Source organism: Acidovorax sp. K2F (assembly GCF_025246485.1).
In the GTDB taxonomy this organism is placed as follows: Bacteria; Pseudomonadota; Gammaproteobacteria; order Burkholderiales; family Burkholderiaceae_C; genus Acidovorax; species Acidovorax delafieldii.
Genome location: NZ_JAOBSQ010000036.1, coordinates 154,046 through 164,693 on the forward strand (window position 1 = coordinate 154,046; position 10,648 = coordinate 164,693).

Below are 10,648 nucleotides of genomic sequence, written 5' to 3' on the forward strand. Positions count from 1 at the left end.
CGATGTACTGTAAATTTCCACAGTACACCCATGCCCCTCCAAGTCTCCCACCCCGTCAAAGCCACCATCCTGCTGCTCTACTGCAAGGGCGGTAGGCGGCCGTTCGCCAGCAAGATGCATGAGTGCACCGGGGAACTGACCGTGGTGCGCCTGGAGGGCCGATTCGGCACGGTGCCAGCTCTGCACCTGGCCAGCTACGAACCCCAGCGCCTGTTCGAGCCGCGCATCGTGGATATGGTGGCCGGCGCCTTGGAAGTTCACGGCCTGGAGAAAACGCCCGATGGTGATTGGGTGGCCCAGGCCTGGCGGCTGCGGTTCGGGGACTGATCGGCGCACACACATGCCCACCCACTGAGGTGGGCTTTTTTTAGACGCGTACTCCGCGAGGAACCAGCGCAGAAATGCTCAGGGGGCGGAACGATTCGCCAAAGAGCAGCGAGTGGGCGCAAGTGCAATAAAGCGCCGACAACTCAGCAAGCTGGGTAGCAGACGGGCAACTGGCCCCGGTTTCCCACGCCGAAACCGACTGGCGTGTGACGCCCAGCACCTCTGCAACATGTCCCTGCGACTGCCTCACCGCCACCCTGGCCAACTTCAGTCGCATACCCAACAAACGTTTCTGTTCTTGTTTCATTGTCCGTCTCAATACTGTGTTTTTATACAGTGTTGCATAGGTTGTCAGCAGAGGCAACAGCAATTTGCGCTTGCAGTGCAAACCAGATTTGCGCCGCTTGCATTCCGATAGCGCAAAAACACGGGCCGACAACCACACTCAAAAAACAAGCAAAGTTTTGCTTGCATTACTAGCAATACTTTGCTAAATTTCACCCATCGCAGCAAAACGCAGCGACAGGGTGAGCGGATCGGCGGTCACCACGAAACGGTTCCTTAAAAACTGAGGGTGATGTGATGGGCGGCGGCGCTGAGAGAAGCGCGGCACATGGTGAGTAGATGGAGGTGCTGGCGGGGGATGCTCCGCAAAGCGACCAGTAGGGGCTGTGTGTGCAGGCATTGAGGAAGGCCATGCCGGTGACCTGTTGTCGAGACGGGTAGGTAAGAAGCTGGAAGACGTGAAGCCCACGTAAGACCTTGCCGGGTTCGCGCCCTGGCCCGCCCAACACATCACCCTCCCCATAGAGCAGAGCAATAGCCGCGCGCAGTGGTCAACAGCGCGCAGCGCGGGAAACCGTCTCCAGCCCCCGAAGTGGGTACACGGAGTAAGCGAAGGCGCCGCGAGGTGCCGACGACGCGGCAGGGCACACCGCGTGAGACCAAAGAGCCGCCCTACCCGGTGCGGGCGACAGCACCTCAACCACTAGGCAGCCCAGCGCTGCGAAGGAGAACACATGACCCCCAACTGAGCCGGACAACCCGGCCACACAAACCCCTGTCCCATCAGGCAAGGGGCCGCGAAAGCCGCGCGACAGACGGCATGGGATTCAAGTTGGCCGATGGCTGCGGGAGTGCCCACCCCGCGATAGCCAGGAGACGCCGCCACAACGCACACGCAGCCTCAGAGCGTCATAGCTTGGGCCAGACCCTTCCCACAGTGGAGCCGGATTGAGTAACCGGCGAGCCCTTCGCAAGAGGGGCATCACATCAGCGTCACGGGTTGGCACTGATGCGATGGCGACCGCATGACCGAAAGCCCTGGACCTCACGAGGCTCAGGCGGCAGACAGACCTGTGACGGCGCGACGCGGTCCTTGTGACCAAGCGGCCTATGGAATGCAGCCCGAAAAATGCGGAAGGTAGCCCGGGCGCCATCAACCAATACGGGCAAAAGCCACTTCGCAAAACTTTGGACGGTGCTGCGATTCCCCCCGGCAAGTAGCCCACCCTCTCCCTCCCCTCCTGCCTTGCGCAGGAGTTCGCCCACCTCGCGTGGGCTTTTTTCATGGAGCAACCATGCCTGAAAAGTTCACCCCAGGGCCATGGGTCGTTCGACACGACTTCAAGGCGGCAAACGGCGATCTATGCACTGGCGTAGCCGCTGCACAGATCGGGCAAGGCGCTGCGGCTGTTGCCTGGCCATGTGGGACATCCGACGAGCAGATGCTGGCAAACGCAAACCTGATTGCCAAGGCACCCGAACTTGTTGAAGAACTGCAGTTTCTGCTGGACGAGTTCGAGGAATTGTTCATCAAAGCTGGAGGTGAGCGCCCCTTTTCTGAACTGATGGACGAGTACCGGAAGCACCCGCGCGTCGTCGCGGCGCGCTCGTTGATCGCGAGAGCGACACGTTCGTAAACACAGCCCGCACCACGCGGGCTTTTTCTTTTCCGCCCAGGAGGCGCAATGCAAAACGTACACACCACTGTGCAGCCGGTGCTGCGCATCCCTGGCGCACCGCCGCCGATCTCCGAGCAAGAGCTGCAGCGCTTGCGCAATCAGGCCTGGGCAGAGGTGGCCGCCATCGAGGCCAGCGACGGCCGCTACCACCGCGCCCTGGTGGATCAGGTGCAGCACAACGCGCACATTGGGGGGTGGTCATGAGCAATACAGCAAAGCTCCATGCAGCCAGATTGTTCGCAGACGCGGCGCGGCCTTCCGCTCTGCAGATATTGGCATCACGACTGCCGCCAGCGCCACCAGCACCGCCCTCGCCATACGAGCAGATCGTCCCTACAGAGTTGGCGCACGAAATGGCTCTGATCGATGCCTACGCGGCCAACGCCGAGGAATACGGCCACACATCCGAGCACACGCTGGAGTCGCTGAAAGAGCTGGTGGCCCACCTGCTGACGCTCAAGAACAAAGGCGGTGCAACGTGATCGACCCCATCAACGCCCCGCACTTCACCAGCGCCCGCCGCGATGCCCTGGCTGCATCCATGGCAGCCCAGGCCGACACCAAGCGCCGCAACGACGAGGCCACCCGCGCGGCCGCACTCAGGGCAGAGGCTGCCGCCATTGGCGCGGAGCTGGACCCGGACGCACTTGAACAAGGAGACCCGCTATGAGCAGAAGCGGATACACCGACGACTACGGCGACGACGATCCCCTGGCCATGGGCCGCTGGCGCGCCGCTGTGAACAGCGCCCTCAACGGCAAGCGCGGCCAAGCAGCGCTGCGCGAGGTGCTGGCCGCGCTGGATGCCATGCCGGAGAAAGCTCTGATTGGCGAGTCCCTGGTCACAGCAGATGGCGACTACTGCACGCTGGGCGTGTTGGGTGCCAAGCGCGGCCTGGACATGACCACCGTTGACCCGGAGGACTGGGACGCCGTGGCCGCCCTTTTTGGAATTGCTCCCGCGATGGTCCGTGAAATCGTTTGGGAGAACGACGAGGGCACCAGTACCTATGAGTACGTGGACGTGGTGATCTGCGGGCCCATGCCGCCGCGCCATTTCCGACCGCCTTACTACGAAGAGCGCCACAACCGAACCGTGCGCGTAGAGATCGACCCCGCCATCGTTGCCCAGCGCCGCTGGCAGAGCATGCGCAACTGGGTTGCTTCACACATCAAGCAGCCCGCTGGAGAACCCACATGAAAGTAGTGATCGTTTGGACATTGGGCCCGCTGATCGCCTTCGGCATGGCCGCAGTGGCGGGCACCGCCTACGAGGACCGAGCACAGCCCACAGCACCCCAGCTGCAGCAGGCCCACCACTCCCGCGACTTCGCCGCGCGCCGTGCCTGCGAAGGCAAGCCGTTTGAGTGGCAGGGGGATGTGCTGGTTTGCTACCGGGAGCAGCCATGAAGGTCATCAAACAAGGCCAGCTGCCGCAAGACCAGATCCACCGCGAAACCTGCGGCCACTGCAAGAGCGAGCTGGAATTCAAGCACTCCGAGGTGCAGTGGTCGCCAGACCCGCGTGACGGCGCGCTCTGGTTCGTGATCTGCCCGGTGTGCTCAAAGCTCGTATGGGGGAGCCGCAAATGATCCAGCTCGCACTCGCCTTCTTCGGGCTGACCGCTCTCTACATGGCCACCGGCCACAACCCGCGTGCACGGCGCTGGGCGCCTGTGGTCGGCCTGTGCGGGCAGCCGTTCTGGCTTGTCTTCGCGGTGCAGTCATCGGCCTGGGGTCTGCTGGCCCTGTCGCTGGCCTACAGCGCCGTCTATGCGCGCGGCGCATGGGTGCAGTGGAGGCGTCCATGAGGGTCGCTGTCGCCATCTTCTTGTTCCTGACCACATCCGCAGCCCTGGCCATGTATCTGGCCTGGGATCAACAACCATTTCTCTGAGGACAACATGAGCACAGCTCTCACCACCCTGACACGCACCCTTGCAACCAAGCTGGACATGGGCGACGGCGCCGACCTGATCGACACGCTCAAGGCCACTGCATTCAAGGGGCAGGTATCCGATGCCCAAATGACCGCGCTGCTGGTCGTCGCCAACCAGTACATGCTGAACCCTTGGACCAAGGAAATCTACGCCTTCCCGGACAAGAACAACGGCATCGTTCCGGTGGTCGGCGTGGACGGCTGGAGCCGCATCATCAACACGCACCAGCAGTTTGACGGGATCGAGTTCGAGCAGAACGACGAAGCGTGCACCTGCATCATCTACCGCAAGGACCGCACGCGGCCCATCAAGGTGACGGAGTGGATGGCCGAATGCCGACGCGGCACTGGTCCATGGCAGACCCACCCGAAGCGCATGCTGCGCCATAAGGCAATGATCCAGTGCGCCCGTCTGGCCTTCGGATACGGCGGCATCTACGACCAGGATGAAGCCGAGCGCATCGTGGAGGCCCAGCCCGCCACGAAGCAGATGGGCATGGTTGAGGTTGTTGAGCCAGCGGCGCCGCCGACATGGCCCGAGGACTCGTTCAAAGCCCGCCTGCCCAAGTGGCAAGCAGCAGTCAACACCGGCTCCGATGTTGAGGAAATCGTGAAGTTCGCCCGCAGCAAGGGCGCTCTGACCGCCGAGCAGGAAGCCGCCATCCGCGCGCTCAAGCCGCAGGAACAACAGCAGAGCCCGAATTTCGACCAAGTCGCGCACCAGCTGCGCAGCGCCATGGACGCAGACGCACTCAACGTGGCCGCCGACCTGATCGGCTCCATCACCGACCCGGCCCAGCAGGCCGAACTGAACGCCATCTACGAAACCCGCATGGACGAAATGTCCGCTTGAGGAACAACATGACCATGATCGTTCACGACGTGCAGCAAGGCACGAACCAATGGCACTCTCTGCGAGCCGAGCACTTCACAGCCAGCGAGGCGCCCGCCATGATGAGCGTGTCGCCCTACCTGTCCCGCGACGAACTGCTCAAACAGAAGGCGCTGCGGCTGGTGGATGCCGAGATCGACAGCCACAAGGCGGCCTTGTTCCAGGCTGGGCACGATGCCGAGGCGGGATACCGGCCCATCGCAGAGGCGCAGATTGATGACGACCTCTACAACATCACGGGCACCCGCGATGTGGATGGCTTGCCCCTGCTGGCGAGCTTCGACGGCCTGACCATGGACCGCACCATTGGCTTTGAGCACAAGCTGTGGTCCAACAAGGTTGCCGCCCAGCTTGCAGATGCTGGCGAGCCTGCGCCGCACCACTACTGGCAGCTTGAGCAGCAGCTCCTGGTGTCTGGTGCGAAGCGCATCATGTTCGCCACCAGCGACGGTACGGATGCGCACAGCGCCTGGGTCTGGTACGAGTCCAAGCCCGAGCGCCGGGCCCAGTTGATCGCCGGGTGGAAGCAGTTTTCCGCTGATCTGGCCGCCTACGTTCCGCCCGAGGCCGCGCCCGCACCGGTTGTGGCAGCGCCCGTGGAAACGCTGCCCGCAGTCTCCGTGCGCGTGGACGGCCAGCTCGCCATCGTCTCCAACCTGCCAGCCTTCGGCGCCGCGCTGCGCAACTTCATCGACCGCATCCCCACGGCGCCCAGCACCGATCAGGAATTCGCTGACACCGAAGCCGCCTGCAAGGCGCTCAAGCAGACTGAGGACGCGCTGGAAGCGGCAGAGAGCAATGCCCTGGCCCAGCTGGCTGACGTGGACACCATGCGCCGCTTTTTTGCCGACTACCGCGCGCTGGCGCGCACGACGCGGCTGCAGCGGGAGAAGCTGGTCGCACTGCGCAAGGAAGAAATCCGGGGCGAGATCGTGGCCGGTGGCATCGCCGCGCTGCGCGAGCACATCGCCAGCCTGAACACCCGCCTGGGCAAGCCCTACATGCCTCAGGTGCCCGCCGACTTCAATGGTGTCATCAAAGGCAAGCGCACGGTGGATAGCCTGCGCGGCGCCGTGAATGATGAACTGGCCCGCGCCAAGATCGAGGCCAGCGCCATCGCTGACCGCATTCAGATCAACCTGGGCACGATGCGCGAGTTGGCCAGCGCACATGCCTTCTTGTTCGCGGACACGGCCACCATCGTGCTCAAGCAGCCCGAGGACTTGACCATGCTGGTGAAAGCGCGCGTGGCCGAGCACCAAGCCGCCGAGCAGACGCGCCTGGAAGCAGAGCGCGAGCGCATCCGCAGGGAAGAAGCAGATCGCGCGGACCGTGAGGCGCGCGAGAAGCTGGCGGCCGAGGAACGTGCAGCGCAGGCGGCCATCACGCAGGCGGCGAAGGCCGAAGCGCTGCACCCTGCAGTTGCTGCCGACCTGGGCGGCCTGGTGCGCGAGCAGCACGCCGAGGCGGTGGCCACACTGGACGCACAGCAGGTGATCGGGGCTGCGCAGCGCGCGGCTGCTGCACCGCAGTCGGCGGTTTCAGACACAGCCAATTTGCTGATCGGCGCGATCAACACGCAGCTTGGCTACATCGTCAACGCTGCTTTCCTGGCAGAACTCGGTTTTCACCCGGCACGCGTTGAGGGTGCACGCCGCTTCTACCGTGACAGCGACATGCCGCTGATTGGCCGAGCCATCGCCCAGCACACCCTGCGCGTCACACAACTGCAGACGGCCTGAGCCACACCACCCCGCAACCAAGGCCCGCCACGCGCGGGCCGTTTTCATTCCCCAGGAGATCCACATGACCATCCAACGCATCGCCCCCGCCGCCGTCACCGAAGAGAAGTACGCCCCCATACCCATGGCGCCAGTCACCAGCAACCAGGTGGCGGCCATCGGCCACGACCCGGCCACCAACACGCTGGCCGTGACCTTCACGCGCGGCTTGGGTCACGTCTATCACTACCCCGACGTGTCGGCCGAGCTGCACGCCCAGTTCGTGGGCGCCGAATCCATCGGAACGTTCTTCGGGAAGCACATCAAGCCGCTGCCGTTCAAGAAGTTCCCGGCGCCGAAGGCAAAGGGAGAAGAGGCCAAGGCAGCCTGAGCATGATTTCGCCCCGCGTTAGTCTTGTGGCCTGGGAGGACCGGCAGGCCGGTTTCATCTTCGTGGCCGTGCCCGACGAGCGCGGGCGATACCTGCGGACAGACCGCAGCGTGGCATTCGTGGCCTGCAGGCAGTGCCGCTCCATGGTGGGTGAGCCCTGCCGAAGTGGAAGCGGCGACGGTTATGCCGGGACCACCCATGTTGTGCGCCGTGTGGACGCCAGAAAGCACTGGGGCCAACGCACGGACGACGTACTGCACCAGCCTCAAATGCCGCCGCCCGTCCCGGATGAGTGGATGGAATCTGCGAATTGACCAACCCCCAAGCCCGCCCAGTGCGGGCTTTTTCATGACCACATATGACTGACTACACCAACTTCGTGACGACAAAGCTGCGCGCCGTGCCACCGATAGGCATCACGCGCCAGGTTGACCTGATCCAAGGGCTGTTCTCGCATCAGGTTGACTTGGTGCGCTGGGCGCTTCGCCGTGGCCGTGCTGCCATCTTTGCCGACACGGGGCTGGGCAAGACGCGCATGCAGGTGGCATGGGCCGATGTGGTGCAGCGGGAGACTGGCGGCGATCTGCTGATCCTGGCTCCGCTGGCGGTGGCGCAGCAAACAGTGGCGGAAGCTGCTGAGTGCGGCGTGACCATCACCCATGCGCACGACGACAGCGAAATTCGACCGGGCATCAACATCACCAACTATGACCGGCTGCACAAGTTCGATGCATCGCGGTTTGTCGGGGTCGTGCTGGACGAATCCAGCGTCATCAAGCACCACACCAGCAAGACGTTGCAGGCGCTGCTGGATGCATTCAGCCGCACGCCATACCGCCTGTGCGCCACCGCTACACCTGCGCCGAACGACTGGACAGAGCTGGGCACGCATGCCGAGTTCCTGGGAATCAGATCGCGGGCGGAAATGCTGGCCGAGTTCTTCGTGCACGACGGTGGCGACACGCAGACATGGCGCGTGAAAGGCCATGCGCGGCAGATCTTCTGGCGCTGGGTGGCTTCATGGGGCGTCATGCTGCGCAGCCCCGCAGACCTAGGGCACGACGCAACGGCCTACAACCTGCCACCACTCAGTGTGCACCAGCACACCGTCGAGAGCGATCACAGCCAAGAGGAAACGGGCTACCTGTTCGCCATGGAGGCGGCAGACCTCATGGAGCGCCGCAATGCACGAAAAGCCAGCTTGGCCACCCGCGTGCAGGAATGCGCAGCGCTGGTCAATGCCAGCGATGAACCGTGGGTTGTCTGGTGCGACCTGAATGCGGAAGGTGACGCGCTGCGTGAAGCCATCCCCGGCGCGGTCGAAATCCGTGGAGCCGACACCGAGGAAGTGAAAGAGAAACGCCTGATGGACTTCGCTGCTGGGCGCATTCGGGTGTTGATCACCAAGGCATCTATCACCGGGTGGGGGCTGAACTGGCAGCACTGCCGCAACGTGGCCTTTGTGGGCGTCACCGACTCTTGGGAAGCGTACTACCAGGCCGTGCGCCGCTGCTATCGCTTCGGCCAAAAGCGCGAGGTGCACGTCCATATCTTCGCCAGCGAGCAAGAGGGCTCTGTAGTAGCGAACTTGAAACGCAAAGAGGCAGACGCGAAGGCGATGGGCGATGCGCTGGCATCCGAAGTCATCGACAGCGTGCGCGACGAACTGATGGGCCAAGGGCGAGAGAGCAACGACTACACGCCCCGCAAGGCCATGAACCTACCAAACTTTCTGAGGCAAGCATGAACGTACTCAATCAAGCCAGCGGCGACAACTACACCGTGCTTCACGGCGACTGCGTGGACGTGCTCAAGGGCATCCCTGATGCCACGATTGACTACAGCATCTTCTCCCCGCCGTTCGCCAGCCTTTACACCTACAGCAACAGCCCGCGCGACATGGGCAACGTGCGCAACGATGCGGAATTCTTCGAGCACTTCGCATTCCTGATCGCCGAGCTGCGCAGGGTGATGAAGCCTGGGCACAACGTCAGCTTTCACTGCATGTTGATGCCCACCAGCAAGGAGCGGGATGGGTATATCGGCCTGAAAGACTTTCGGGGCGACCTGATACGCGCATTCCAGGCCCACGGATTCATCTACGCCAGCGAGGTGTGCATCTGGAAAGACCCAGTGACCTCGATGCAGCGCACAAAGGCGCTGGGCCTGCTGCACAAGACCGTGCGCACCAACGCCTGCATGAGCCGACAGGGCATCCCGGACTACTTGGTGACCATGCGCGCGCCAGGTGAAATGGTGGACAAGGTGACCCATGAACCGGACCAGTACCCGGTGGACAAGTGGCAGAAGGTGGCGAGCCCGGTCTGGATGGACATTGACCCATCGGACACCCTGCAATACCGCAGCGCGCGGGAGCACGACGACGAGCGCCATATCTGCCCGCTGCAATTGGAGGTGATCCGGCGCGGGATTGACCTGTGGACCAACCCCGGCGACGTGGTGTTGTCGCCATTCACCGGCATCGGGTCCGAAGGTTTCGTGGCGGTGGAAATGGGCCGCAAGTTCGTCGGCGCCGAGTTGAAGCAGTCCTACTTTGAGCAGGCTGCTCGCAACCTGTCCGCCGCCGAGCAGGAGCAGACACAAGACCTGTTCGCATAGCCATGGGACGCGGCTCCAAACACGGCATCCACCGGGACGAATGGGAGCAGCGCAGGACCGAGTTCTGCGCGCGCGGCCAGGACCTCCCGCAATCGAAGCTGATGGATCTGGACGTTGTAGCCATCCGATCAGCCAAGCGGCAACGCGAGAGCTTGCTCAAGCACATCCGCGAGAACCTATCCAACGCCGCGCTCGCCCGCCAGTTCGGTGTGCATGAGCGCAGCATCGAAAAGATCATGAGCAGGGAGACATGGACGCACATCTGAACAGACCCAATGAACCGCAGGCACAACCAAAGCCCGAGCAGAAGCAGTGCATCGGCTGCGGCGCCCGCCACCCCATCAACCCAGACGGCACGCCCGTGGGCGGCAGTCTCCCGTGCGGACATTGAGCATGCCAAAGCCTCCCATCACCCGCGACGCCATCACCGCCGCGCTGAAAGAGTGCGGGCCCATGACAGTGCCCGAACTGGTCGAGCACCTGGACTGGCCGCGCAACCGGGTCGATGCGTGCATCACCACGGCGCGCGAGAACCACCCGGGAAAGTTCTTCCGCATCGTGCGCTACCGCAAGCAGGTCGGTGTGCAGGGGCGCGAAGCGGCGGTATACGCAGCCGGGCCTGGGCCAGATGCACCGCGCCCTACGTTTGACGACGCGCACAAGCGGGAAATCAAGCACCGGTACTACCAGGGCAACCGGGCACTCTGGGCAGCGAAGCGCAAGAGCCGAACAGGCCGTGGAGCCGTGAACCCTTGGGCTGGATTGGTGCCGATGGCGCGCCGCTCCCCATAACCCTG

At 63.4% G+C, this 10,648-nt stretch carries 18 protein-coding genes; 17 read left to right on the plus strand and 1 reads right to left on the minus strand.

Features of this window, described 5'->3' with window-relative positions; translation table 11 throughout:
* The first annotated feature begins 30 nt into the window (after positions 1–30).
* Positions 31–327, plus strand: coding sequence for a hypothetical protein (locus N4G42_RS13690; protein ID WP_260667551.1), 297 nt, complete (start codon positions 31–33; stop codon positions 325–327).
* Between the two features lie 40 nt (positions 328–367).
* Here the strand turns inward: N4G42_RS13690 and N4G42_RS25665 are convergent, their stop codons facing one another.
* Entirely contained in the window at positions 368–634 is a 267-nt protein-coding gene (locus N4G42_RS25665; protein ID WP_409557825.1) for a helix-turn-helix transcriptional regulator, read from the minus strand.
* Between the two features lie 1,273 nt (positions 635–1,907).
* On the opposite strand from N4G42_RS25665, the gene N4G42_RS13695 reads away from it, so the two are divergent.
* From N4G42_RS13695 to N4G42_RS13770, 16 genes are all read left to right on the plus strand, one after another.
* Positions 1,908–2,249, plus strand: a complete 342-nt coding sequence (locus N4G42_RS13695) for a hypothetical protein (RefSeq protein WP_260667552.1) — start codon at positions 1,908–1,910, stop codon at positions 2,247–2,249.
* 48 nt (positions 2,250–2,297) lie between these two features.
* Complete coding sequence (locus N4G42_RS13700; RefSeq protein ID WP_260667553.1) at positions 2,298–2,495, plus strand: hypothetical protein; 198 nt, start codon at positions 2,298–2,300, stop codon at positions 2,493–2,495.
* Positions 2,496–2,644: 149 nt separating this feature from the next.
* Entirely contained in the window at positions 2,645–2,773 is a 129-nt protein-coding gene (locus N4G42_RS13705; protein ID WP_260667554.1) for a hypothetical protein, read from the plus strand.
* Positions 2,770–2,961: a hypothetical protein gene (locus tag N4G42_RS13710; RefSeq protein WP_260667555.1), complete on the plus strand. Its 192-nt coding sequence runs from the start codon at positions 2,770–2,772 to the stop codon at positions 2,959–2,961. Before N4G42_RS13705 ends, N4G42_RS13710 begins: the two co-directional genes overlap by 4 nt.
* Positions 2,958–3,491, plus strand: a complete 534-nt coding sequence (locus N4G42_RS13715) for a hypothetical protein (RefSeq protein ID WP_260667556.1) — start codon at positions 2,958–2,960, stop codon at positions 3,489–3,491. The genes N4G42_RS13710 and N4G42_RS13715 overlap by 4 nt, the downstream gene beginning before the upstream one ends.
* Positions 3,488–3,700: a hypothetical protein gene (locus N4G42_RS13720; protein WP_260667557.1), complete on the plus strand. Its 213-nt coding sequence runs from the start codon at positions 3,488–3,490 to the stop codon at positions 3,698–3,700. Before N4G42_RS13715 ends, N4G42_RS13720 begins: the two co-directional genes overlap by 4 nt.
* Positions 3,697–3,882, plus strand: a complete 186-nt coding sequence (locus N4G42_RS13725) for a hypothetical protein (RefSeq protein ID WP_260667558.1) — start codon at positions 3,697–3,699, stop codon at positions 3,880–3,882. The genes N4G42_RS13720 and N4G42_RS13725 overlap by 4 nt, the downstream gene beginning before the upstream one ends.
* On the plus strand, positions 3,879–4,100 hold the full coding sequence (locus N4G42_RS13730; RefSeq protein ID WP_260667559.1) for a hypothetical protein: 222 nt from the start codon (positions 3,879–3,881) through the stop codon (positions 4,098–4,100). The genes N4G42_RS13725 and N4G42_RS13730 overlap by 4 nt, the downstream gene beginning before the upstream one ends.
* Before the next feature lie 93 nt (positions 4,101–4,193).
* Positions 4,194–5,081, plus strand: coding sequence for a phage recombination protein Bet (bet, locus tag N4G42_RS13735; RefSeq protein ID WP_260667560.1), 888 nt, complete (start codon positions 4,194–4,196; stop codon positions 5,079–5,081).
* Between the two features lie 8 nt (positions 5,082–5,089).
* Positions 5,090–6,862 carry a YqaJ viral recombinase family protein gene (locus N4G42_RS13740; protein WP_260667561.1) on the plus strand — a complete coding sequence of 591 codons (1,773 nt, stop codon included), beginning with the start codon at positions 5,090–5,092 and terminating at the stop codon, positions 6,860–6,862.
* A 64-nt stretch (positions 6,863–6,926) separates the two neighbouring features.
* The gene (locus N4G42_RS13745) at positions 6,927–7,232 is read left to right on the plus strand and encodes a KTSC domain-containing protein (protein ID WP_260667562.1); all 306 of its coding nucleotides are present in this window, start codon (positions 6,927–6,929) and stop codon (positions 7,230–7,232) included.
* A 2-nt stretch (positions 7,233–7,234) separates the two neighbouring features.
* The gene (locus tag N4G42_RS13750; protein ID WP_260667564.1) at positions 7,235–7,546 is read left to right on the plus strand and encodes a hypothetical protein; all 312 of its coding nucleotides are present in this window, start codon (positions 7,235–7,237) and stop codon (positions 7,544–7,546) included.
* Between the two features lie 44 nt (positions 7,547–7,590).
* Positions 7,591–8,979: an SNF2-related protein gene (locus N4G42_RS13755; RefSeq protein ID WP_260667566.1), complete on the plus strand. Its 1,389-nt coding sequence runs from the start codon at positions 7,591–7,593 to the stop codon at positions 8,977–8,979.
* Positions 8,976–9,851, plus strand: coding sequence for a DNA-methyltransferase (locus N4G42_RS13760; RefSeq protein ID WP_260667567.1), 876 nt, complete (start codon positions 8,976–8,978; stop codon positions 9,849–9,851). The genes N4G42_RS13755 and N4G42_RS13760 overlap by 4 nt, the downstream gene beginning before the upstream one ends.
* A 2-nt stretch (positions 9,852–9,853) precedes the next feature.
* The gene (locus N4G42_RS13765) at positions 9,854–10,117 is read left to right on the plus strand and encodes a hypothetical protein (RefSeq protein ID WP_260667568.1); all 264 of its coding nucleotides are present in this window, start codon (positions 9,854–9,856) and stop codon (positions 10,115–10,117) included.
* 127 nt (positions 10,118–10,244) lie between these two features.
* Positions 10,245–10,643, plus strand: coding sequence for a hypothetical protein (locus tag N4G42_RS13770; protein ID WP_260667569.1), 399 nt, complete (start codon positions 10,245–10,247; stop codon positions 10,641–10,643).
* The last annotated feature ends 5 nt before the right edge of the window (positions 10,644–10,648 follow it).